We start from the raw sequence: 24,782 nt of genomic DNA on the forward strand, positions 1-24,782 counted from the left end.
CGTCCCCCACAGCATCATCGCCCTCCCCCACTTCCCCCTCACCCGCAACGGCAAGATCGACCGCACCGCCCTCCCCACACCCGACACCACCACCCACTCGGCGCCGCCCGCTGACACCGTGCAGCGGCAGCTCGCCGAGATCTGGGCGACGGTCCTCGGCACCACCGGCGCGGGCATCGGCGTGCACGACGACTTCTTCGCCCTCGGCGGGCACTCCCTGCTGGCCACCCAGGTGACCGCGCAGGCCGGCGCCGCGTTCGAGGTCGAACTGCCGGTCGCGGCGCTGTTCCGGGACCCGACCATCGCCGGCCTGGCCGGCGAGCTGCGCCGCGTGGAGCGCCGCCCCGGCTGGGTGGACAGCGTGGCCGTCCTGCGCGAGGCCGTCGCCGCACTCACCGAGGACGAGGCCCGGCGGGCGCTGGCCGCCGCCAGCCGGCCCGACCAGCCGTACGACAGGACAGGAGCACCGCGATGAGCGGTCCGTCACCCGACCCCGTCGCCGCGCTGCTGCGGCCGCCGCCCGGCTGGTCGGCCCAGGAACACCGGCAGCTCCTGGTGCGGCTGCTGCACGAGCGCCTGCCCGCCGCACCCGCCAGCCCCGCGACCATCGCCCAGCGGCAGCTGTGGTTCCTCCAGCAGCTGGAGCCGACCAGCACCGCGTACCACATCCTGACGGTGGTGCGGCTGACCGGCGAGCTGGACCTGCCGGCCCTGCGCGGCGCGCTCACCGCGGTCACGGACCGGCACGACCTGCTCCGGGCCACCTTCGCCATGGTCGACGACGAGGTCGTCGTGCGGATCGGTCCGTCGACGCCCGTGCCGGTACCGGTCGTCGACCTGGTTGCGACCGACGCCGCGACCCGCGACGAGCGGGTGCGACAGGAGCTGACGCGGGCCCACGACGAGCTGTTCGACCTGGCCGCCGGCCCGCTGCTGCGGGCGGTGGTGGTCCGGTGCGGGCCCGGGGAACACCTGCTCGCGGTCACCGTGCACCACATCGTCTTCGACGGCGGATCCCGCGCGGTCTTCTGGGAGCACCTCGCCACGGCGTACGACGCGCTGCGGGCGGGGCGGGTGCCGGACCTCGACCCGGCGGAGCCCGACGAGGCCGATGACGACGAGGCGGACGACGTCCCCGACGCGGAGGACCTGGCCGAGGCGCTGGCCTACTGGCAGGGCAAGCTGGCCGGCCTGCCCGACCTGGACCTGCCGGGTGTCCGCGACCGGGCCGCCCGGGAACTCACCGCCGGGCGGCGGCTGGACGTCCCGCTCGACCGGGACGTGACGGCCGCCCTGACCCGGCTCGGCCGGAGCCGGCGGGCCACCCCGTTCATGACGCTGCTTGCCGCGTACCTGGTGCTGCTGTCCAGGCGCACCGGCAGCGGCGACGTGGCCGTGCTGTCGCCGACGACGGGCCGGACGAGCGAGGCCGACGAGAGCCGGATCGGATACTTCGTCAACACCGTGGTGCTCCGCGCCGACCTGACCGGCAACCCGACCTTCGCCGAGGTGGTCGACCGGGTCCGGGGCCTGACCCTCGACGCGTACGCCCACCTGGCGGCGCCCTTCGAACGGATCGTGGAGGAGGTGCGGCCGGCGCGGCTGCCGGGGCGAATGCCGTTCTCGCAGTTCGCGTTCAGCGTGGAGGGCCGGCCGGCGCCACCGCCCCGGCTCGCCGGCCTGACCACCGCCTGGATCGACGTGCACACCGGCACCGCGAAGTTCGACGTGCAGTTGGACGTCCTGACCGGCGAATCCGGCGGGCTCGTGGCGGCCTGGACCTGGCGCGACGAGCTGTTCGACCCGGCCGACATGGCCGCGGTCGCCGACGACTTCACCGCGTTGCTGAGCGCCGTCGCCGACGATCCGGAGATCGCCCTCGACGCGCTGCCGGTGCGGCAACCGATGCCGGCCAGCACCGGGACGGCGGTGCCCCCACGACCGGTGGTGCGCCACCGGCCTGGCGGGGCGGCGCCCTGCGCGCTGGTGCACCTCGGCGGGCCGACGGATCGGCCGCCGCTGCTGCTGCCGCATCCGGTCAGCGGCACCGTCGGCGCGTACGCCGAACTCGCCCGGCTGCTGCCCGCGCACCACCTGGTCGGCATCGAGTCGACCGCCGACGCCACCGGTGACTCCGTCGACGCGCTCGCCGAGTCGTACCTGGCCGAGGTCGTCGCCCGCTGGCCGGCCGGGCCGTACCGGCTGTTCGGCTGGTCGATGGGCGGGCTGCTCGCGTACGAGATGTCGCGCCAGTTGGTGCGGGCCGGGCGCGCGGTCGACCTGCTGGTGGTCGTGGACACCGCGCCCGGGCAGGCACGCCCGGCCGACGCGACCGGCGCCGCCGCGGTGGCGGCCCGGTTCGCTGCGGACCTCGCGGCGTCGCTCGGCCGGGAGCATGCCGCGCCGACGGCCGCGACGCTCGCCGCGCTGCCGGTCGAGGAGCAGACGATGCTGCTGCGCCGGTGGCTGGTGGAGGCCGGGGTGACCCCGGTGGCGCTGCCGGTGCGCGAGGTGCGCCGCCGGGTGGAGACCTTCGCCCGGCACGTGACCGCCGTTGCCGGCTACCACCCGGAGGGCGCGGAGCTGCCGGTGACGCTCGTCCAGGCCACCGCGTCGCCGCGCTGGCAACCACGCTGGCAGCGGTACGCCGGCGCCCGGACCACCGTCCACGAGTACGAAGGCGACCACTACTCACTGCTGCGGCGGCCCACGGTGGAACGGATCGCCGAGTGGCTGGCCCGGGCGTTGGACGGCCGGTGAGCGGCGGCGCCCCGGCCGTCGCTCGCGGTGCGACCGCTGGCGACGGCCACGGGACCGCCTCGGGGCGGGGTCGGGCAGCGGCCTCCGTCGTCAGCTGGTGGGGACGGTGGCCGCGAGTGGCCGGTCCGGTACCGCCAGCCCAGCCTCCAGGTGCCGCCGGGTCGCGGCCAGCAGCTCGGCAGCCCGACCGGCGCTGTGGGAACCGGCGGCGGCAGACAACCTGATCCGTAGCCGGCCCTCGCCGTCGAGCTGGTCGAAGTAGCCGCCCAGCCCGGTGTCGTCCGCCCCCGTGGCCCTGTCCAGCTCGATCACCCCGGCCTCCGCGCCGGGCCAGTCGACCACGCGCAGCACGGAGAAGTTGACCGAGAGCGGCGCCAGCAGGTGCACCGGCACCCCCCGCCGCTTCAGCTCGACCACGACCCGTTCGAACGGCACCGCCTGGTGGCCCAGCGACTCGGCGGCCTGATTGGCGACCCGGCGGCTGAGGTCGGCGAGCCCGATCCCGGCCGGTACGTCGACCCTGAGCACCGAGGCCTGGCTGAGCTGGCCGACGACTCGTTCGCAGTCGAGGAACGAACGCATGTCCACCACGAACGCCACCCGGAAGGATCGGGTGCTGGCGGGCTCCCCCACCGCGCCGAGCAGGGCCGCGGTGTACGCGGCGAACGGGGAGACCCGCAGCCGGCGGATCGCCGGCACGATCTCGCCGGACGGGAGGTGGGCCTCCACCAGGTGGCCCCCGAGGGCCGTGGCCGGGGCGTCGGGCGACGCGTCGAAGGGGTCGAGAAGGTCGGCCCCCGTCTCGACCGGGTCGAGCCGGCTGAACGTGTCGAGCCACCAGCCGAGGTCGTCGTCCGCCTGTTCCTCGCCGAGTTCGAAGAGCCGGTCCAGGACATCGTCGACCGCCTCGGCGGCGGGCAGCCGGGCCGCGCCGGCGTCCAGTTCGGCCCGGTAGAGGACCGCCAGGTCGTCGACAAGCAGGTCCAGGGACTGGTGATCCAGCAGTGCCGTGTGGGCGCGTAGCAGCAGGTAGGCGCTTCCGGTGCCGGTCCGGGCCAGCGAGACCGCCCAGCAGGGCCCGGACCACAGGTCCAGCGGACGGCGCAGGGCGGCCTGGCACCAGTCGACGGCCGCCCGGTCGTCGGTGACCTCGACGACCTCCAGGTCGGCCCGGCCGCCGCCGTCGCGCAGCACCACGAACCCGTCCCGCTCGTCGAACGCCCGACGCAGCAACGAGTGTGCCTCGCCCAGGAGGCTGACGGCCCGGCGCACCGCGTCGACGTCGAGGTCACCATCGAGGCGGTAACACGCCTGGGTCGTGAGCATCGCGGGATCGACCCTACCGTCGAGGCGGCACAGGTATTCCTGGTGCTCGCTCGTCTCGAAATAGTCCCGCACCTGAATCCCCGAACGAATAGGTGGCCCCGGCGGGCCAAATAACCTGACTAATTTGCAATCTAACAAGACCACCTACCGACGTTCCGGCAGGCGTGTTTTCAGGAGGGTCGTACCAGAATTGCCACAGAGGCTGGAGCCCCCGTTTTCAGCTATCAGGCGAGGCGGCTCTTGCGGGGCCGCACAACGAGGTCGACGTCAACCAGGGTCGTTGCCGTGTAGCAGTTAGCGCGCATCTTAGACTCCCATCCGGAACCGCCGGGGTCCACTGTGTACAGACGCTAGTATTTGTTCCCCCGCGGCACAACCCCCGCATTTTCGTCGCCCATTCCGAACGCCGACGCGAAAAATCACCGCTCGCCGCCTTCCGCTCACGAACGGTGATATCAGTCCACCGGATGCGTGGTCGGGCCGGCCGACGGGTGCCCCGCGCGGCCCGGCCCCGACCGCCCGCTACCGCGCGGCCTCCCCCATCGCCCGGCGCAGGCTCAGCGGACGCATGTCCGTCCACACCGACCCGATGTGCTCCAGGCACCCGGCCCGCGGCCCCACGTAGCCCTCGTCGCGCCAGCCCGGCGGGTTGTCGCGGCCCTCCGGCCAGACCGAGTACTGCTCCTCGTCGTTGACCACGACCCGCCAGGTGTCGGTCGTCTCCGTCTGCGCCATCGTCATGCTCCTCTCGTCACCGTTCGGCCACCGCGGACAGGGCCCGGTCGATCCCGTCGATCCCGGCGGTCAGTTCCTCCTCCGTGATGGTCAACGGGGGGAACAGGTGCAGCCGGTTGCCCGCCGCCAGCGGCCAGACACCCTGCCGCTTGCAGGCCCCCAGGAGCGCGGCCATCTCCGGCGCCAGCGTGCCCGGGGCCGCGTACGGCGCCAGCGGCTCGCGGGTCGCCCGGTCCAGGACCAGTTCGACGGCCCAGGCCAGGCCGACGCCGCGCACGTCGCCGACGATCGGGTGGCGGTCGGCCAGCGCGGCCAGGGCCGGGCCCACCACCTCCCGGCCGAGCGCGTCCGCCCGCTCGACCAGGTTCTCCTCCCGCAGCACCCGCAGCGCCGCCACGATCGAGGCACAGGCCAGCGGGTGCCCGGAGTAGGTGAGTCCACCGGGGTAGCGGCGGTGCGCGAAGTGGGCGGCCACCGCGCGGGACAGCAGCACCCCGCCCACCGGCACGTAGCCGGAGTTGACCCCCTTGGCGAAGGTCATCAGGTCGGGCACCACGCCCCACAGGTCACCGGCGAACCAGCGGCCGCACCGGCCGAAGCCCGTCATCACCTCGTCGGCGATCAGCAGGATGCCGTTCTCGTCGCAGAGCCGACGCACGCCGGCCAGGTATCCGTCCGGCGGCACCAGCACGCCGTTGCTGCCCACCACCGGCTCGACGAGGATCGCGGCGATCGTCTCCGGCCCCTCGTAGCCGACGAGCCGGCGCAGGTGCTCCAGCGCCCGCTCGCCCTCCTGCGCGGCATCCGTCGCGTGGAACTCGCTGCGGTACGGGTACGGGCCCAGGAAGTGCACCGCGCCGCCGCTGGCCGTGTCCACCGGCCACCGGCGGGGATCGCCGGTCAGCGCCAGCGCCCCCGCCGTGGCACCGTGGTAGGACCGGTAGGCGGCGAGCACCTTCGGCCGCCCCGTGACCACCCGCGCCATCCGCACCGCGTGCTCCACGGCCTCCGCGCCGCCGGTGGTGAACAGCACCGTCTCCAGGTCGCCCGGTGCCACTTCGACGATCGCCCGGGCCGCCTCGTCGCGGATGTCGACCGCGAACGACGGCGCGATCGTGCACATCCGCCCGGCCTGCTCCGTCACCGCCGCCACCAGGGCCGGGTGCTGGTGGCCCAGGTGCAGGTTGCCGAGCTGGGCGTGCAGGTCGAGCCACCGGTTGCCCTGGTCGTCCCAGAACCAGCTGCCCGCGCCGCCGGCGATGCGGACCGGGTCGATCTCCTCCTGGGCGGACCAGGGATAGAAGACCGGCCCGGTCACGGCGTCCGCCGTTCGCAGACCAGGTCGACCTGCTCGGCCAGGGTCGGTGCGGCGAACACGTCCTGCAGGGAGAGCCGGACCTGGTACGCCTTGCGAATCCGGCTGATCAGGCGGATCGCGAAGAGCGAGTCGCCGCCCAGGTCGAAGAAGTCGTCCGCGGGACCGACGTCGTCGACCTTGAGCAGGGCGGCCCAGATCTGCCCGAGCCGGTCGCGCACCTCGGCCCGGCCGTCGTCGGTCGGCTCCGCGGCGGCCGCGGCCACGGTCGCCGTCGCCGCGACCGGCTGATCGGGGGCGGCGGCACCCGGCGGTGTGGCGGGTGGCACCAGTTCCAGGTGCCCCGCCGAGGTCCACCGCGCGGTGGCCCCGGTGTCGCGCATCCGGGCGTCCGGCGTGCCGGCGTACGGGTCGGCGACGTCGCCGGCTCCGCTGACCCACAGCCGCCCGGGGGTGTTCACCGGCACGGGCCGGGCACGGTCGTCGAGGACGTAGCAGCGGGCCACGGCCGGCAGGTCGCCCTGCCCGACCAACGTGTCCGGCAGCCGGGCCGGGTTCCAGCCGTCGAGCAGGGTACGCAGCTCCCGCCGGGGCAGGACAGCCAGCTCGCCCACCTGCCGCTCCTGGTCGCCGACGAGCTGGTCGAGCACGGTCAGCAACGAGTCGAGGATCCGCTGGACCGTGGCCCGGTCGAACAGGGCGGTCCGGAAGTCGAGGCTGCCCACCATCCGGTCGGCGCCGACCTGGTTCACGGCCAGCGCCAGGTCGTACTTCGCCGAGGTCCACTCCGGCGGTTCCCACCGGACCGCCTCGACCGGCCCCAGCCGGAACCGGTCCGGCACCGCCCGGCCGAACCGGACGGACACCTGCACCAGGGTGGAGACAGCCGGATCGCGGCGCGGCCGCAGCTCGCCGACCAGCGTGTCGAAGGGCACCCGGCGCAGCTCCAGCGCGGACAGCACGGAGCCGCGCACGTCGTGCAGGTACTGGGCGACGGTGGCGTCGGAGTCGACCCGGACCCGCAACGGCAGCAGGTTGACCAGGCAGCCGATCAGGTCGCGGGTCGACTCGTCGTCACGTTGCAGGCTCGGCGTGCCGATCAGCAGGTCGTCGCCCGCGCCGTACGCGTTCAGGGTGCGGGCGAACGCGGCGGTCAGCAGGGTGAACGGGCTGGTCCGCGCGGCGGCGGCGGCCGTCACGACCCGGGCGGCCAGCGCGTCGTCGACGGTGAACCGCACCGATCCGCCCCGGTGGTCGAGGACCGGCGGCCGGGGCCGGTCCGTCGGCAGGCTGATCACCTGCGGGGCGCCGTCCAGGTACCGCCGCCACCGCGCGAGCTGGTCGGCCATGCCGGGCCCGGCCAGCTCGGCCTGCTGCTGACGGGCCACGTCCGCGTACTGGCACGGCACGTCCGGCAGCCGGACCGGCTCGCCGCCCGCGTACCCGGGATAGAGCCGGGCCAACTCGGCGAAGAAGATCTCCGCGGCGGTCGGGTCGGCGGCCACGTGGTGGACCACCAGCAGCAGCGCCGTCCGGCCGGCGGGCAGCGACACGGTCGCGACCCGGATCGGCCACTCCCGGCCGAGGTCCCAGCGGCGGTCGCGGAACCCGGTCACCCGCTCGTCGTTCGCCCAGCCCTCCACGGGCGCGTCACCGAGGTCCAGCCGCGCGATGGTCAGCGGCGCCGGCGGATGGATCCGCTGGGCCGGCTCCTCGTCGATCTCGACGATGGTCGTCCGCAACGCCTCGTGCCGGCGGACGATCTCGTCGACCGCCGCGTGCAACGCGCCCGTGTCCACCGGCCCGGTCAGCTCGACCGCCGCGTCCAGGTGGTACGCCGCCCCGCTCGTGCCGGCCTGTTCGGCCAGCCAGATCGCCCGCTGCGCCACCGACAGCGGGGCCGTGCCGGCGTCGGGGTCCCGCTGTCCGGGCAGCACCGCGCGGGGCAGTTCCAGCGTCGGGGCGGCCTCGGCGTCTTGCCGCACCGTCAGCACCGGCGCGACGTCCCGGACCACCGTCAGCGCGTTGTCGGCGTCCGCCCCGGTGACGGCCAGCCGGATCCGGTCGCCCGCCGCGAACCGGTACGCGATCGGGTGCAGCTCGATCTCCAGCCGGGAGTCCTCCGCCCCGTCGACCCGGCCGCAGCCCTCGGTGACGTAGAGCGAGGTGCCGTCGGGGGCCACCGCTTCGAGATAGCCGAAGACGTCGGCCGGCCCGTCGTCGACCCGGACGGACACCCGCAGCACCGGGGCGCCGACCAGGTCGACCGCCTCGGCCAGCGGTGCGGAGGTCCAGCACAGCGCCCGGGTGTCGTTGTCCGTGAGGTCCGGCCGCTGGAAGGGCGAGCCGTAGCCGCTGGCCCACCGGGTGGTCTTGCCGGACGTGGTGGCGTAGTCCACCTCGTAGCGGCGGGCCTCGCCCGCCCGGGGCTCCGGGCCCAGCTCGCCGGCCGGGCCGAGGTGCCACGTCCCGCTGCTCGCCGGCTCCGGCGGCCAGGACCGGGCGGTACGCCACGTGTCGGCACCCATGACGTGGTACCGGACGGCCGGGGAGTCCATGACGCCGGTGTCCCGGCCGCGCAGCCAGTGGTCGAACCAGCGCAGGTGCTCGTCGGCCAGGTTGTAGCCGGCCCCGCCCAGCAGGCCACCGGTGTGCGCCCAGGGGCCGATGACCACCCGGTGCGGCACGGTCAGCCGGCGCGCCCACTCGGTCGCGTCGCGCGCCCAGACGTCGTGCCACCCGCCGAGGTGGTAGACGGCGACCCCGGAGGCGTTGATCGCCTCCAGCAGCGCCGACGGGCTGCGCGTCAGGTACGCCGCCTCGCCGGTGTCGGGCAGCCGGGACCCACGCTCGGGCAGGCCGGCGAACATGGTCCGGACGTCCCGGTTCGCCACGTGCTCGGCGCGGGCGGCGGCCAGCAGGAGGCCGTCGGGGTCGTCGTCGAGCGGCGCGACCGGACCCCGCAGGTCGAGCTCGCGGACGTCCTCGCCCCAGGCGCGGGCGAAGTCGTCGCGGAACACCCCGCCGTCCCAGGCGAAGCGGTACAGGTCGAACAACGCCATCTGCGGGAAGATCGCCACCAGGTGCGGCGGGGCGGTGCTGGCCGCCAGGTACTGCGACACCCCGAGGTAGGAGCGGCCGAACATGCCGACCCGGCCGTCGCACCACGGCTGCGCGGCGATCCACTCGGTGACGTCGTACGTGTCGGTCGCCTCGACCGTGGCGAACGGGCCGTCGCTGGTGCCGAACGACGCGCCGCTGCCCCGGCTGTCCACCACCACCACGACGTAGCCCCGGGCCAGCAGCCGCTGCGCGACCGGGAAGGCCCGCAGCGTCACCTCCCCGGGGGCCACCTCGGCCACCCCGAGGTCCTCGATGTCGGTGAGGTCGACGTCCGCCAGTTCGGCCCGCACCACCGCCAGGAAGTCGTCGCGCCCGGGGCGCGGCGACACCTGGTGGTAGCGGTCGTGGGCCCAGACGGCGGGCGCCGGGTCGCGCTGGCCGACCGGCCGGAAGACGTACGCGGCCAGCCGGGTGCCGTCGCGGGTGGCCACGTACTGCGAACGGCAGGTCCAGGTGCGGCTCATACCAGGTCGGCCCGTCCGTAGAGCTCCCGCGCCGGCACCCCGAGGTCGGTGCACCGTTGGAAGAACTCCGCCATCTGCTTGAGCTGGTACGAGTCGTCGGTGTAGTTCGTCGCCATGACGAACACCAGCCAGGGCTCGCGACCCATCGCGTACACGTACGCCTGCCGGGCCCGCAGCCGCCGCACGATGCCCATCGCCTCGACGGCGTCGGAGCCGTTGAGCTTGCGGCTGCGGCTCATCTTCTGGTCGATCCGCCGGGAGAAGAGCGGGCCGTACATCCAGGACAGGGGTGCGCCGTCGCACTCCATACCGAGGAAGGCCATGTCGACGTCGCCGATCATGTCGTGGATGTGGCCGAACAGCGCCGGGTCCACGCAGCGGTTGTCCGCGCCGAAGTAGAGGTTCTTCCCGCCGGTGCGCACCGAGTAGGTGACCTTCGCGGCGATGTCGAGGTCGCAGTGCTCGCCGACGAACGGGCAGACCACGATCTGGCCGTCGGGCAGCTCGATGGTCTCCCCCGGCTCCACGTCGACCACGTTGGGGAAGCCGAGCGCCTCCAGGCACAGCCGCAGCGACGGATCCTGCAACGCCCCGGCGGCGGTCTTCGGGACGACCACCGTGCCGATGCGGTGCCGCAGCTTCAGCAGGGTGGCCAGTTCGAGGTGGTCCTGATGCCCGTGCGTGATCAGCACGTAGTCGATGACGTCGGGCAGGTCGGCGTAGGCGTACCGGTCGCCGTCGCCCAGGGCGTCGGACAGGAACGGGTCGGTCATCACGGTGACCGGGCCGGACTGCACCACCACGCAGGCGTGCCCGAAGTAGCGCACCCGCAGCCCGGGGCCGTCCAGGTTGCGGTCCGGGCTCCCGCCCGGCTCGGCGGAGAACAATCCGCTGAACGTCGCCAGGTCGGCGTCCGACACGTCGAACGCCTCGCGCAGCTCGCCGAAGGGCCGGGCCGTGGTCATGGTGGAGAAGAGCAGATCGATGCGGGGGTCGCGCAGCGGCATGGTGGCCTGCACGTGCCCGTTGCCGGGGAACCGGGGGGTGGTCATCGCGAAGGGCCGCTCGTCGCCGGTGGCCAGCGACAGGTCCACCGAGTGGGCGGTCTCGTCGAAGTGCCGCGACCGGTAGAGCATCCGCTCCGCGAGCCGGATCCGGGCGTGGTCGTTGAGGTCGTAGACCAGCTCGACGTAGCCGCGCAGGGCCGGCGGGATCTCGCCGTACCGGGGCGTCAGGTCGAACCCGTCGGCGAGCTTCTCCAGGTTGACCGTCAGCTCGTCCATCGCCGCCGACAGCTCCGGCATCGGCCCGTCGGCGAGCCGGGTCGCCAGGTCGGACACCCCGTCGAGCTGGTCGTCCTCCAGGTCGACGAACATGCCGCCGCGCAGCTTCGGGTCCCGGGCCGAGCGCCGGTGCAGCGCCGGCGCGTCGAGGAACGAGCGCAGCAGCGGCACGTGCAGCTTGGCGAAGTTCATCGCCGCCGGCACCGGCGAGACCAGGTTCAGCCAGGCGTAGTACCGGTGGACCAGCGGTTCCAGCGCCAGGTTGGGACGGGCGTGGACCAGGTCGTGGCTGGCGAAGGGCTGGTTCATCGCGCTCCCTCGGTGGAGTCCGTGCGCAGTCGGTCCCGGACGGTCCGGACGACCTGTGCGAGGTGGTGGAAGTCTTCGTCGTCGGCGGGGGTGTCCAGCACGAAGGTGTGCACCCCGGCCCGGATCATGGCCAGCAGCCGGTCGACGGCCCCGGCGTGGTCGGCCACCAGGTACGGCCCGTCGGCCTGACCGGAGCGGAACGGCGCGAGCCGGTACGCCGGATCGACGGTCACGGCGCCGTGGCCGGCCTCCGCCTCGGCGAACAGCCGCTGCTTCCAGACCGAGTCGGTGTTGGTCATGGTGACCGCGGTGATCTTCGCGCCGTCCGGGTCATCCGGGAAGCGGGCCGCGGCAGCCCGCTCCGTCTCCTCCGCCGTCGCCCGGGTCAGCAGCCCGAAGTTCAGCGCGCCGGCCGGTGCCGCGCCCGCGTCGGGCCGGCCCGCCGTGAGCATCTGGATGCTCGTCGCGCCCACCCGGTCGGCCACCTCGCGGGCGGCCGGCGACTGCCCCGCGACGAACAGCCGGGGCAGCAGGTGCGCGGGCAGCCCGGGCGCGAGCTGCAACCGGGACACCTGGTAGAACCGCCCGTCGAAGCTGAACGGGCGGCGGCTGCCCAGCACCCCCATCATGACCTCGACGTACTCGGCGAGCCGCGCGTACCGGTCGTCGTGCTCCAGCCGGTCGCCGAGCGCATCCAGGTCGCTCAGGGCGGTGCCGGTGATCAGGTTCAGGTCGATCCGCCGCTGGTAGAGCAGGCCGAGCGAGGCGACCATCCGGGCCGCCGTGAACGGGTGCTGGTAGACGGGGTTCACCGCCACCAGCGGGCTGAGCCGGGTGGTGCCGGCCGCCGCGGCGGTCGCCAGGATCCAGGGGTCGAGCACCGCGCCGCTGCCGGTGAAGATGAGCACGCCGTCGAGGTCCGCCGCGTCGGTCCGGCGGACGACCGACATCGCGGTGTCCGCGTACGTGTTCAGGTCCCGGACCCGTGGCACCACGGTGATGAAGCTGACGTCGGGCACGCCTCACGCTCCCTCTTCGGTGACCGCGGCGAGCGCGGCCCGGATCTCCTGCGCCTCGCGCAGCTTGCCGTCGATCACCTCGGCGAGGGCGGCGACGGTGGGCGTCTCCAGGAACACGCCGAGTTGCAGGTCGACGTGGAAGGCCTGCGCGAGGTCCCGCAGCGTCCGGGCGGCGTTGAGCGAGTCCGCGCCGAGCATCAGCAGCGAGTCGTGCGGCCCGATCCGGTCCACCCCGAGCCGGCGCCGCCACACGGCGGCCACCGCCTCCTCCAGGACCGAGCCGGTGGCTGCTGCGGTGTCGGCGGTCGGGGCCGCCGTCTGCGGGCCGGAGACCGGTGCCACGGCCACCGGGTCGATCCAGTGCCGGGACCGCTGGAACGGGTACGTCGGCAGGCCGACCCGCCGCCGGGACGCGCCCTCGTGCAGGGCGGCCCAGTCCACCTCGACGCCCCGGCGCCACAGCTCACCGAGCGCGCCCAGCAGCGCGCGCAGGTCGCCGCCGTCGCCGGTCAGGGCCAGCGGGGACGCCTCGGCCGGCCCGACGACCAGCGTCACGTCGGCCTCCGCCGGGGCCCCGGCCGGTGCCGGCGGCCGGGTGCCGGCGCGCAGCGCGCGGCCCGCCTCCGCCACCGTCCAGCGGCCGTCGACGACGGCGGCCGTGAGCGCACCCGCCCCGTCGCCGTGGGCGGCGACCGGGGACACGCCGCAGGCGGCCAGCAGTCGGGCGAGCGCGAGCTGCCCGGTGACGGTGGCCGCGTCGGCACCCGCCGCGCCGGCGTCCGGGTCGACGCCCAGCTCACCGGCCACCCGCTCGACCTCCGCCCGCAGCCGGGGCAGCGCGGCGCACAGCGCGGCCAGGTCGGGGCAGGTGGCGGGGAAGGCGTACGCGACCGTGGCGCCCTCCGGCGTCGCCTCCCCGGTGCCGACGGCGAACAGCGCGCGGACCGCCTCGTCGTGGTCGGCGGCCACCACGACGGCCCGGTGGCGCAGCGCCCGGCGGCCGACCTGGCCGGTGTAGGCGATGTCGGCGAGGGACTGCTCGGGGTGGCTCCCGACGTGTGCGGCGAGCCGGCCGGTGGCGGCGGCGAGCGCCTCGGGGCCGGCCGCGGAGACGGTGAGCAGCACCGCCTGCGGTTCCGCACCGGCCGGCACGGTCGGCGGCGCCTGTTCGAGGACGACGTGCGCGTTCGTGCCGCCGACGCCGAACGAGCTGACCGCGGCCCGGCGCGGCCCGGCCGTCTCGGGCCAGTCCCGCAGCAGGTCGTTGACGCGGAACGGCCCCCGGTCGAGGGAGGTCTGCGGGTTGGGCTTGCGGTAGTGGATCGACGGCGGCAGCTCGCCGTGGTGGACGGCGAGGACCGCCTTGATCAACGAGGTGACGCCGGAGGCGGTGTCGAGGTTGCCGACGTTCGGCTTGACCGAGCCGATCGCCCATCCCGCCCCGGAGGCGCCGTACGCCTCCTCCAGGGCGGCCACCTCGATCGAGTCCCCCATCAGGGTGCCGCTGCCGTTGGCCTCGACGTACTGGATGGAGCCCGGCTCGACGTCGGCGACCCGCAGCGCCCGGCGGATCACCCGCACCTGGCCCGACCGGCCAGGCGCGGTGAAGCTGACCTTGCCGCCGCCGTCGTTGTTCACCGCCGAGCCCTTGACCATCGCATAGATCCGGTCACCGGCGGCCTCGGCGTCCTCCCGGCGGCGCAACACCACGACACCGGCGCCGTCGCCCAGGTGGTAGCCGGCGGCCTCCGCGTCGAAGGCCCGGCAGCGGCCGTCGGGCGAGTTGACGCCGTCGGCCTCGTGCCGGTAGCCGCGCGGCACCGGGTTCTTCACGCTCACCGCGCCCACGATCGCCATGTCGCACTGGTAGTCGAGCAGGCTGCTGATCGCGTGGTGCAGCCCGACCAGGGCCGACGAGCAGTTGGTCTGCACCGACACGCTGGGCCCGGTCAGGTCGAGCTTGTACGAGATGCGGGTGGCCAGGTTGTCCTTGTCGCTGGCGACGGCCATGCCCAGCCGACCGGCGGAGTCGACCAGCTCCTGCTGGGGAAGCAGGTGGTAGAGGAGGTACTGGTTCAGGCCGCAGCCGGCGTACACGGCGATGTCGCCGGGGAAGCGGCGGCTGTCGTAGCCGGCGTCCTCCAGCCCCTCCCAGGCGCACTCCAGCAGGATCCGGTGCTGCGGGTCGATCAGCGTCGCGTCCGTCGGCGAGTAGCCGAAGAGCTGCGCGTCGAACTGGTCGGCGCCCTCGATCCCGGACCACACCGGCACGTACGCCGGGTCGTCACGCTCGGCGGCCGGGACGGCGTCCAGCTCGGCGGCGGTCAGCTGGCGGCCGGCGTCGACACCGCCGCGGAGCAGCTCCCAGAACTCGGCGACGTTCGCCGCGCCCGGGAACCGTCCGCTCATCCCCACAATGGCGACGTCCATCTCGCTGCTCATCGATTCCCCACTTCCTGAATGCGCTGGCGCATCAGCCGGCGGCGGTTCGCCACCTGCTCGGTGCGGTCGGGTCCCGGCTCGACGGCTGGTTCCGTCGCCGGCCGTGCCGGCCCGCCAAGGTGTTCGGCGAGCCTGCGCACGGTGGAGTGTTCGTACAGGTCGACCAGCGGGAACTGCCGGCCGAGAAGTTCCTGGAGGCGGATGTGCACCTGGACCAGGCTCAGCGAGTTGCCGCCCACGTCGAAGAAGTTGTCGTCGATGCCGACGGCGCCGACGCCGAGGACGTCCAGCCACACCTCGGTGACCTGGGCCTGGAGCCCGCCGGCCGGTGCCGCGAGCGGCCGGGCCGTCGCGCCCCCGCCCTGCCGGGCCATCGCCTCGGTGGCCTCGGCCGCCACGGCGCGGCGGCTCACCTTGCCGGTGGCCGTGGTCGGCAGCTCGTCGACCAGGTGCAGCAGCGGCACCATGAACTCCGGCAGCCGCTGCCGCAGGTGGGTGCGCAGGCCGTGCAGGAGGTCCCGGCGTGCGGAGGCCCGCAGCGGGTCGTTGGCCAGCTCCGGCCAGTCGGCACGCAGGGCCCGGGGCGGGGTCCAGCCGACCGGGTCGTCCGGCCGGGCCGCCGGCCAGAACCGCAGGTCCATCGTGTACGGGTCGCGTGCGGCCGACGGCACCACCGAGGTCCGCCGGCCCAGCGCCTCGCCGATGCTCCAGCAGTCCTCCGGGTCGACGCCGGGCGGCAGCTCGCCGGTCGGGCGCGTCACCGGCTCGGCGTCGGCGAGGTCGGCCAGCCGGCGTACCGCCCCGGCGACGGTGACCAGCCGCGCGTTCGGCACGCCGCGCACCTCCACCGGGCGGTCACGGTTGCCGCGCAGCAGGACGCGCAGGCGGGCCACGTCCAGCCCGTCGCGCGCCCAGTCCAGCCGCACCGGCTCGGCCGGGTCGGCGGCGGCGCTGCCTTCGGGGGCGGTGCCCACGTGCAGGACGACGTCGTAGCGGAACGCGGTCAGCTCGTTGGCCCGCCGGCCGCGCTTGAGGTGCAGTTCCACAGCGGTCACCCCGGACAGCCAGTCCGGCGCGGTCAGGAACAGGTCGGGGGCCAGCACCAGCTCGTCGTCGGCGAGCACCCGGGCGGCGGCGCGGCGCCGCAGCTCGGCGACGGTCAGGCCGGGCTCCGGGTCGGCGGCCAGCTCCACCGAGGCGTGGAACACCTCCAGCAGGTCCAGGTCGCGCACGTCGCCCAGGTAGATCCGCCCGCCGGGCGAGGCGGCGGTGACCGCCGCGCGCAGCACCTGGCGCAGGTAGTCGTGGTGCGGGAAGTACTGGGTCACCGAGTGCAGCACCACGGTGTCGAAGCTGCCGGCCTCGATGCCGGTGAGGTCGTCGGCCTCGCGCAGCAGCAGGGTCACCGTGTCCCGGTCGACGCCCTCGGCGTCGAGCCGCTGTTCGAGCACCTTCAGGCCCGCGTCGGAGAAGTCGGTGCCGACGTAGGCCTCGCAGTCGGGCGCCAACGCGAGGGTCAGGTTGCCCGTGCCGCAGCCGAGTTCCAGCAGCCGGCGGGGCCGCAGGTCCCGGATCCGCCGGACCGCCTGGTCGATCCACTCGCCCATCTCGACGTCGGTGAACGGCGCACCCGTGTAGCTGCTGGTCCAGATGGCCTGCTGGGCCTCCTCGGCGGGGCCGGCGTCGGTGTACATCCGGTCGTAGAGCAGCCGCCAGTCGGCGACGCGGGTGGCGGCCGGCGCACCGCTCGGGTCGTCGCCCGCGGCCCCGCCCGACGATCCGCCCCGGCCGCGGGGCACGACCGCCGCGACGATCCGCTGTTCCCCGCCGCCCGGCGCCTCGGCGAGCGCGGCCACGGCGGCGGCCACCCCGGGGTGGGCCCGCAGCGTCGCCTCGATCTCGCCCAGCTCGATCCGGAACCCGCGCACCTTCACCTGGTGATCGGCCCGGCCCAGGAACTCCAGCCGGCCGTCGTGGCTCCACCGGCCCCGGTCGCCGGTGCGGAACAGCCGTCCGCCGGTGGCGAACGGGTCGGGGACGAACCGCGCGGCGGTCAACGCCGGCTGGTCGAGGTAGCCACGGGCCAGGCCGGCCCCGCCGACGTACACCTCGCCGGCGAAGCGGGGCGGCACCGGCCGCATGGCCTCGTCCAGGACGTGGATCCGGGTGTTGCCGATGGGCCGCCCGATGCTGCCGACCTGCTCCGGGCCGGTGATCACGTCCAGGGTCACGTCGGCGGAGATCTCGGACGAGCCGTAGAGGTCGACCAGGACGCAGCCGGGCAGGGCGGCCAGCCACCGCGCGGCCAGGTCCGGGGTGAGCGCCTCGCCGCTGGAGTGGCAGTAGCGCAGCGCCGACAGCCGCTGCCCGGCGTCGGCGACACCGTCGAGGATGGCCCGCAGCAGCGACGGTACGGCCACCAGCCGGGTGACCCGGTGCCGGGCGAGCAGCTCGACCAGGCGGGCCGGATCCCGGCCGATGTCCTCGGGCACCACGACGACCGGGGCGCCGGCGAACAGCGGGAGGAACATCTCCCCGCCGGAGTCGAAGAAGCTCAGCGAGGTCTTGTGGCTGCCCACCTCGTCCGGGCCCATCGGGAAGCGGTCCATGATCCAGCGCTGCCGGTTGACGATGCCCCGGTGCAGGCCGAGGACGCCCTGCGGCGTACCGGTGGAACCGGAGGTGTAGACGACGTAGGCCACCTCGTCGGGGTGGGTCCTCGGCGACGGGTCGCGGTCGTCCTCGGCCGCGAGCGACTCCTCGGCCGGGTCGACAAGCGCGACGCCCGGCAGGTCGGCGGCTGCGCCGGGGGCGGCGACCAGCAGCCGGGCACCGGAGTCGGCGAGCATGAACCGCAGCCGGTCCACCGGGTACGACGGGTCGAGCGGCACGTAGGCCGCGCCGGTCTTGAGGATCGCCAGCACGGCGGTGAGGCTGACCGTGGAGCGGGGCACCAGCAGGCCGACCCGGCCGCCCGGCCCGGCGCCCAGCCCGATCAGCCGGTGGGCCAGCCGGTTCGCCGCCGCGTTCAGCTCGGCGTAGGTCAACCGGGTGGTGTCGTCGATCGCGGCGGGCGCGTCCGGGGTCCGGCGGGCCTGCTCGGCGACGATCTCCGGCACGCACCGTTCGGTGTCGTAGCCGGCGGTGGTGTCGTTCCACTCCACCAGCACCTGCCGGCGCCGCTCGGCGGCGAGCAGCGGCAGGGCCCCGACCGGCGTCGCCGGCGCGGCGACGGCCGCCGACAGCAGCGCGGTCAGCGCCTCGGCCAGCACCCGCATGGTGTCGGCGTCGAACAGGTCGGTGCTGTAGTCGAAGGTGCCCAGCAGTTCGCCGCCGTGCTCGCCGAGGTAGAGCGAGAGGTCGTAGTAGGTGGCCCGCTGCCGCACCGGCCGGCTGCACACCCGCAGCCCGGCCCAGTCCCCCAACTCCCCCTCGTGGTTGAGCACCATCGGGGCGAGCCCGAGCCGGTCGGTGCCGCGCCCGTGCTGGTAGGCGAACGCCGCGCTGAGCAGCGCGCCCCGGCTGGCGTCGGCGGCCTGGCCCAGCCCCTCGACGATCCTCCCGAACGGCACCTCGGCGCGGTCGGAGGCGGCCAGCACCCCGTCGTGCGCCGCCCGGGCCAGCGCGCCGAACTCCGGGTCGGCGGACAGGTCCACCGGCACCGGCAGCGGGTTGACCAGGTAGGCGACCAGGTCGGCGAAGCGTCCGCGAACCCGTCCGGCGTGCACGAAACCGAGCGGGAACCGCGTCTGCCCGGCGTATCGCGCCAGCACGGCCGCGTAGCCGGCGAAGAGCACGGCGGTGCGGCTGATCCCCTGCGCGGCGGCCAGCGCGTCGATCCCGGCGCACAGGTCGGCGTCGATCCGGAACGCGTGGGCGGCGCCCCGGAAGGTGCGCACCGGCGGCCGGGGCCGGTCGGTCGGCAGGTCCAGCGGCACCAGGTCGGCGACCTGGGCCTGGCACGTCGCGGTCAGCTCCCAACCGGCCGGGGAGTCCAGGAAGGAACGTTGCCAGGCGACGAACTCGGCCGGGTGGGCGGCGGGCGCTGGCGGCGTCACGCCGGCCCCGGCGGCGTGCCTGCCGTAGCCGGTCGCCAGGTCCTCCACCAGCACCGCCAGCGACCACACGTCCATCACGCTGTGGTGGGTGCACAGCAGCAGCGTGTGCCGGTCCGCCGCGTGCCGGAAGAGCACCGCGCGCAGCAGGGGCGGGGCGCCGAAGCCGGTCCCGAGTTCCGCCTCGATCTCCTCGTCGAGCCGGCCCGCCGGCCAGCCCGCCGCGTCGCGCACCTCCAGGGTGACCTCGGCGTCGTCGGCCACCCGCTGGGTCACCTCGGCGCCGCCGTCGTCGTAGCGGGTGCGCAGGGCCGGGTGCCGGGTGCCGAGGTCGCGGACGGCGCAGGCCAGTGCCGCGGTGTCCAGGTCGCCGTCGACGGTGACCGCCCGACACAGGTTGAGGTTGGCCGGATCCTCGGCGAGGGCCCCCTGGAACCAGATGGCGCGCTGGCCGTACGACAGCGGGTAGGGCTCGCCGGTGACGGCCGGGGTGGCCGGCGGGTCGGCCGGCGCGGGCGCGGCCGGCAGCGCGGCGGCCAGTTCGGCCACCGTGCGGTCGCCCAGCAGGTCGCTCAGGGCGGGGCGGACGCCCCACTCCCCCTCGATCAGGTGTTGCAGTTCCACGGCCCGCAGCGAGTCGAAGCCGAGTTCCGGCAGGCAGCGGTCCGGGGCGATCCGCTCCGGGTCGACGTCGAGCAGCGCGCCGGCCAGGGCGCGCAGCCGCTGCGCGGTCGCCGGCGCGGCGGCCGGGGCGGGGCGCGCGGTCGGGCGCAGCGGGTCGTCCGCGACGATCGTCGCGCTGCCCGCGGCGTACGCCCGGGCGCAGTCGCCGCGCCGGGTCTTGCCGCTGGTGGTGACCGGGATGGTGCCGGGCGGCACGGCGAGCACCCGGTGCAGGTCCAGGCCGTGCGCGGTCACCACCGCCCGGCGGGCCGCCTCGGCGATGGCGGGCGCCTCGTCCGCCGCCTGGTCGGAACGGGTCTCGTACCACAGGACGACGGCCTCGCCGACGCCGTGCCCGTCGTCGGCGACGTCCACACCGAACGCCGCGATCCGCCCGCCGAGGCGGGGGCAGGCGGCCCGGACGGTCTGCTCGATGTCGTCCGGGTAGTGGTTCTGGCCGCGGACGACCACCGTCTCCTTGATCCGGCCGCGCACGTACAGGTGACCGTCCCGGCGGAAGCCGAGGTCGCCGGTGCGCAGGTAGGGTCCGTCGCCGGGGTCGCCGCCGAGGGTCGCGTGCAGCGTCCGCGCGGACTCCTCCGGCCGGTTCCAGTACCCGTCGACGACGCTGCCGCCGCGGACCCAGATCTCCCCGGCGCTGCCGTCGGGAACCTCGTGCCCGGCCGGGTCGACGATCCGGACCTCCGCCTCGGGCAGGATCTCGCAGCCGACGACCTCGGTGCCGGGGCGGTCACCGGTGGGACCGGTCGGGTTCTCGTCGGCCACGGTGGTCACGACGGGACGCTGCGGGCGGGCCCGCCCGGCGACCAGCAGGGTCGCCTCGGCCAGCCCGTAACAGGGCAGGAACGCCCGCTCGTCGAACCCGTGCGGGGCGAACGCCTCGGCGAAGGCGCGCAGGGTCGCCGCGCGCACCGGCTCCGCGCCGTTGAACGCCACCCGCCACGAGCTGAGGTCCAGCTCGGCGCGGTCGGCCCCGGCCACCTTGCGCACGCACAGGTCGTACGCGAAGTTGGGGCCGCCGCTGATCGTGGCCCGGTACCGGCTGATCGCCTGGAGCCACCGCACGGGGGTACGGATGAAGGTCGCCGGGTCCATCAGCACCGTCGGCACCCCGAGGTAGACGGGCGTGAGCAGGGTGCCGATGAGTCCCATGTCGTGGTGCGGGGGCAGCCAGGAGGCCATCACCGTCGCGTCGTCGAACCCGAAGGAGCGGCGGATGGCCCGCAGGTTCTCCAGCAGGTTGAGGTGGCTGACCATCACCCCCTTCGGGGTGCTCGTGGTGCCCGAGGTGTACTGGAGGAACGCCAGCCCGCCCTCGTCCACCGCCGGCTGCCAGCCGGTCGGGGCGGCGTCGAGGGACTCCAGTTCCAGCACCGGCAGCCGGTCCCCCGGCATCAGCGTGCTCAGGTCGACCGCGCCGGTGACCGCGCGGGCCGCCAGCACGGCGCTGGCCCGCGCGTCGGCCAGGATCCGCCCGACGACCGGGGCGCTGGCCCGGTTGAGCCGGGCGGCCAACGGCACCGGCACGGTGCCGGCGTAGAGGCAGCCGAAGAAGCCGGCGAGGAAGTCGACGCCCGCCCCGACGAGCATCAGCACCCGGTCGCCGGGGCGGCAGTGCCCGGCGAGGGCCGCGCCGACCCGGCGGGCCCGGGCGTCGAGCGTCGCGTAGTCCACCGTGCTGGCCGAGCCGTCCTCGGCCACCAGGTGCAGGGCGGGGCTCGCGGGCTGGACCCGTGCCTGGTGGCACAGGGCGGCGCCCAGGTTGACGACGTGCGTCGCCTCGTGGACCAACGCGCCGGGGTGGTCGGTCATCTGGCTCTCCACTCGCTGCACAGGGATCGGACCGGGCGTCACGGCTGACCCGGTGCGAGCCGGGTGGCCAGCTCCGCGACCGTCGGCGCGTCGAAGATGACCGCCACCTCGACGTCCACCCCCAGCTTCGCGCCGGCCAGGGCGACGATCCGGGTGGCCGTGAGGGAGTCGCCGCCCAGGTCGAAGAAGTCGTCGTGGATGCCGATGCCGTCGCGTCCGAGCACGTCGCACCAGATGTCCAGGAGCACCCGCTCGCGCTCGTCGCGGGGGCCGTCGGTGCTGGCGGTGCCGGGTTCGTCCCGGCCCGGTGCCGGCAGCGCCGCCACGTCGAGCTTTCCGTGACTGGTCAGCGGCAGCCCGGGCAGGCTGACGAAGGCGGCCGGGACCAGGTAGTCCGGCAGCCGCCGGCGCAGGTGCGCGCGCAGGTCCGCGGTGCCCGGCAGGGCGTCGCCGACGACGTAGCCGACCAGCCGGGCGTCGCCGCCGGGCGGATCCCGGCGCACGACGACGGCGGCCTCGCGTACCGCCGGGTGGCGGCGCAGCGCGGACTCCACCTCGCCCGGCTCGATGCGGTAGCCGCGCAGGTTCAGTTGCCCGTCGCCCCGGCCGAGGAACTCCAGCACGCCGTCCGCGTCGAACCGGGCCAGGTCGCCGGTGCGGTAGACGCGGGCCCCGGGCGTGCCGGCGAACGGGTCGGGCAGGAACCGGCCCGCCGTCAGGGCGGGATTGCCCAGGTAGCCCCGGGCCAGCCCGGCGCCACCCACGTACACCTCCCCGGCCACGCCCGGCGGGACCGGCTCCATCGCCTCGTCCAGCACGTACACCCGGACGTTCGCCATCGGCCGGCCGATCGGGACGAAGGGCCGCTCGTCGGCGGGGTCGCACGGCCAGGCGGTGCAGGAGACGGAGACCTCCGTCGGGCCGTACAGGTTGAACATCGTGACGTCGAGCCGGTCGAAGACCAGTTGCTGGGTCTCGGGGGTGAGTTCCTCCACGCCCGAGACGATCCGCCGCAGCGACCGCAGGTCCGCGACGTCGGCGCCGAGCAGCACCTCGCGCAGGGCGGTCGGCGCGAAGTCGGCGTCGGTCACCCCGTGCTGGGCGATCACCGCCGCCAGCCGGCGCGGGTCGAAGGTCGCCGTCTCGGGCATCAGTACGCTTGCCGCGCCGTTGAACAGGGCCCGGAACAGCTCGTCCAGCGAGACGTCGAAGGTGCAGGCCGCCTTGCGCAGCACCCGGTCGTCGGTGCCGAGCGGGAAGTTGCGCTGCGCCCACAGCATCCGGTTGGTGAACCCCCGGTGGGTGACCTGGACGCCCTTGGGCTGCCCCGTGGAGCCGGAGGTGAACAGCGTGTAGGCGAGGTTGTCCGGGTGCAGCGGCACGGCCGGGTCGGTGGCGGGGTACGCGCCGGTCAGCGACGCCTCCGCGGCCAGGTCGACGATCCGCCGGCCCGGGCTCCACACCTCGTCGCACAGGTCCCCGGCGGAGATCGCGACCGCCGGGCGGACCTGCCCGAGCAGCGCGTCCCGGCGGGCCTGCGGATCGCGCGGGTTGACCGGCAGGTGGTAGCCGCCGGTCTTCAGCACCGCCAGGATCGCCACCACCTCGGCGATCGAGCGGGGCAGGCACACCGCCACCGGGTCCTCCACGCCGACGCCGAGGTCGCGCAGGTGGTGCGCCAGGCGGTTGGCCCGTTCGTCGAGTTCGCGGTACGTCGCCCGGACGTTGCCCTCGACGACGGCGACCGCGTCGGGGGTGCGCCGGGCCTGCGCCTCGACCAGCCGGTGCACGAGCGCCTCGGGGCCGAGGTCGACCCCGGTGTCGTTCCACTCGTGCAGGATCCGCGCGCGCTGCGCGTCGTCGAGCAGCGGCAGCCGCCAGACGCACGTGTCGGGCTGTCGCGCCGCCTCGACCAGCAGCAGCTCGAACTGCCGGGCCAGGGCGCGCATCGCCTCGGCGGTGAACAGGCTGGTGTCGTACTCGATCTCGCCGGTCAGCCCGTCGGCCGTCTCGGTGACCTTCATCGTCAGGTCCATCCGGGACCGGCCGGTGTCCATCTGGTGCACGTCGACCCGCAGCCCGGGCAGGTCGAGCCGCCCCGCCGGCACGTTCTGGAGCACGAAGGCGACCTGCGCGAGAGGCTGGTGGCTGCGGCTGCGCTCCGGCTGCAACTCGGCGACGAGCCGTTCGAACTGCACGTCGCGGTGCCGGAACGAGTCCAGGGAGGCGGCCTTGACCCGGGTCACCAGCTCGGCGAAGGTCGGATCGCCGGAGAGGTCGGCCCGCACCACGATCATGTTCAGGAAGCAACCGATCAGGTGCTCCAGCTCGTGCTGCTCCCGGGTGGCGATGGGGCTGGCGACGACCATGTCCCGCTGGCCGCTGTGCCGGGCCAGCAGGACGGTGAAGGCGGCGAGCAGGGTCATGTAGGTGGTGGCGCCCTGGCGCTGCCCGAGGGAGCGGATCCGTTCCGCGTCGGCCGCGTCGATCCGGAACCACTCGGAGGCGCCGACGAACTGCTGGACCGCCGGCCGCGCCCCCCGGGTCGGCAGGCTGAGCAGGGGCGGCACCCCGGCGAGTTCGTCGACCCGCTCGCGCAGGTGCGCGGCCATCCGCTCCTCGCTGACCGCGGTGCGCTGCCAGGCGGCGTAGTCGGCGTACTGGACGGGCAGTTCGGGCAGGTCCGGGGTCGCGTCGCCGGTGGCGAAGGCGGCGTACGTGGTGGCCAGTTCGCGGCAGAAGATGGCGAACGACCACAGGTCGCAGACGAGGTGGTGCACGGTGACCCCGAGCACGTGCAGCTCCGGGGCGATCCGGTAGAGCACGGTCCGCAGGCTCTGCCCCGCGGCGAGGTCGAGCGGGACCTGCATCTCCCGCAGGACGGCGGCCCGCAGGATTGGGTCGTCGGGGTGCGCGGCGGCGTCGGGCAGGTCGACCACGTCGATGGTCAGCGGGGCGGGCGGCGTGACGGTCTGCACGACCCGGTCGCCGGCCTTGCGGAAGGCCGTACGGAGGATCTCGTGCCGGCGGACGACCTCCTCGATGCCGCGGCGCAGCGCGTCCCGGTCCAGCGAACCGGTCAGGATCAGCAGCGTGGCGTCGTTGTGGTGGACGGCGTCGTCCTCCAGGTGCTCGATGAACCAGAGCCGCTCCTGGGCGAACGACAGCGGCGCCTCGGTGGCGCCCAGCCGGGGGATGCTGGCGGCGACGGGTGCCGGATCGGAGCGACCGGCGCGCAGCCGCTGGTCGAGCAGGGCCCGCGCCGAACTGGACAGCCGCGCCACTCGTTGCGTGACGTCGCTCGCGACCGGATCTTCCTGCCGTCCCACTGGTCCTCCGTTGTCCGCCGGTGATCCGGTTCGCTGACCGGACGGGCCCGGACGCGAGCAGCCACCGCTCCGGTTGCCGATCATCGATCTGTACCAGCTCGCTGAGTGTGAAGTCAGCGACCGCGA

At 74.8% G+C, this 24,782-nt stretch carries 11 protein-coding genes; 2 read left to right on the top strand and 9 right to left on the bottom strand.

Features of this window, described 5'->3' with window-relative positions; all coding sequences use genetic code 11:
- Together ABZ809_RS20700 and ABZ809_RS20705 are read left to right on the top strand one after the other, a co-directional pair.
- A partial coding sequence (locus ABZ809_RS20700; protein WP_357564185.1) for a phosphopantetheine-binding protein occupies positions 1 to 475 on the top strand: 475 nt, incomplete at its 5' end.
- A complete protein-coding gene (locus ABZ809_RS20705) occupies positions 472 to 2,760 on the top strand; it encodes a condensation domain-containing protein (protein WP_357564186.1) in 2,289 nt (762 codons plus the stop codon). The genes ABZ809_RS20700 and ABZ809_RS20705, both read left to right, overlap by 4 nt.
- Before the next feature lie 90 nt (positions 2,761 to 2,850).
- Here the strand turns inward: ABZ809_RS20705 and ABZ809_RS20710 are convergent, their stop codons facing one another.
- The 9 genes from ABZ809_RS20710 to ABZ809_RS20750 all read right to left on the bottom strand — a co-directional run bounded on the left by ABZ809_RS20710 (position 2,851) and on the right by ABZ809_RS20750 (position 24,656).
- Positions 2,851 to 4,158: a condensation domain-containing protein gene (locus ABZ809_RS20710; RefSeq protein ID WP_357564187.1), complete on the bottom strand. Its 1,308-nt coding sequence runs from the start codon at positions 4,156 to 4,158 to the stop codon at positions 2,851 to 2,853.
- Between the two features lie 450 nt (positions 4,159 to 4,608).
- Positions 4,609 to 4,821 (bottom strand): MbtH family NRPS accessory protein, encoded by a 213-nt coding sequence (locus tag ABZ809_RS20715; RefSeq protein ID WP_357564188.1) that lies wholly within the window; start codon positions 4,819 to 4,821, stop codon positions 4,609 to 4,611.
- 16 nt (positions 4,822 to 4,837) lie between these two features.
- Positions 4,838 to 6,139 (bottom strand): aminotransferase class III-fold pyridoxal phosphate-dependent enzyme, encoded by a 1,302-nt coding sequence (locus tag ABZ809_RS20720; RefSeq protein WP_357564189.1) that lies wholly within the window; start codon positions 6,137 to 6,139, stop codon positions 4,838 to 4,840.
- Complete coding sequence (locus ABZ809_RS20725; protein WP_357564190.1) at positions 6,136 to 9,723, bottom strand: CocE/NonD family hydrolase; 3,588 nt, start codon at positions 9,721 to 9,723, stop codon at positions 6,136 to 6,138. The genes ABZ809_RS20720 and ABZ809_RS20725 overlap by 4 nt, the downstream gene beginning before the upstream one ends.
- Positions 9,720 to 11,315, bottom strand: coding sequence for an MBL fold metallo-hydrolase (locus tag ABZ809_RS20730; protein ID WP_357564191.1), 1,596 nt, complete (start codon positions 11,313 to 11,315; stop codon positions 9,720 to 9,722). The genes ABZ809_RS20725 and ABZ809_RS20730 overlap by 4 nt, the downstream gene beginning before the upstream one ends.
- Positions 11,312 to 12,334 (bottom strand): LLM class flavin-dependent oxidoreductase, encoded by a 1,023-nt coding sequence (locus ABZ809_RS20735; protein ID WP_357564192.1) that lies wholly within the window; start codon positions 12,332 to 12,334, stop codon positions 11,312 to 11,314. Before ABZ809_RS20735 ends, ABZ809_RS20730 begins: the two co-directional genes overlap by 4 nt.
- Positions 12,335 to 12,337: 3 nt before the next feature.
- Positions 12,338 to 14,776 (bottom strand): beta-ketoacyl synthase N-terminal-like domain-containing protein, encoded by a 2,439-nt coding sequence (locus ABZ809_RS20740; RefSeq protein ID WP_357564193.1) that lies wholly within the window; start codon positions 14,774 to 14,776, stop codon positions 12,338 to 12,340.
- Positions 14,773 to 21,327, bottom strand: coding sequence for an amino acid adenylation domain-containing protein (locus ABZ809_RS20745; protein WP_357564194.1), 6,555 nt, complete (start codon positions 21,325 to 21,327; stop codon positions 14,773 to 14,775). The genes ABZ809_RS20740 and ABZ809_RS20745 overlap by 4 nt, the downstream gene beginning before the upstream one ends.
- Positions 21,328 to 21,365: 38 nt before the next feature.
- Positions 21,366 to 24,656, bottom strand: coding sequence for an amino acid adenylation domain-containing protein (locus tag ABZ809_RS20750; protein ID WP_357564195.1), 3,291 nt, complete (start codon positions 24,654 to 24,656; stop codon positions 21,366 to 21,368).
- Between the last annotated feature and the right edge of the window lie 126 nt (positions 24,657 to 24,782).

Origin of the sequence: Micromonospora sp. NPDC047074, assembly GCF_040643815.1 — a bacterium.
GTDB lineage: Bacteria > Actinomycetota > Actinomycetes > Mycobacteriales > Micromonosporaceae > Micromonospora.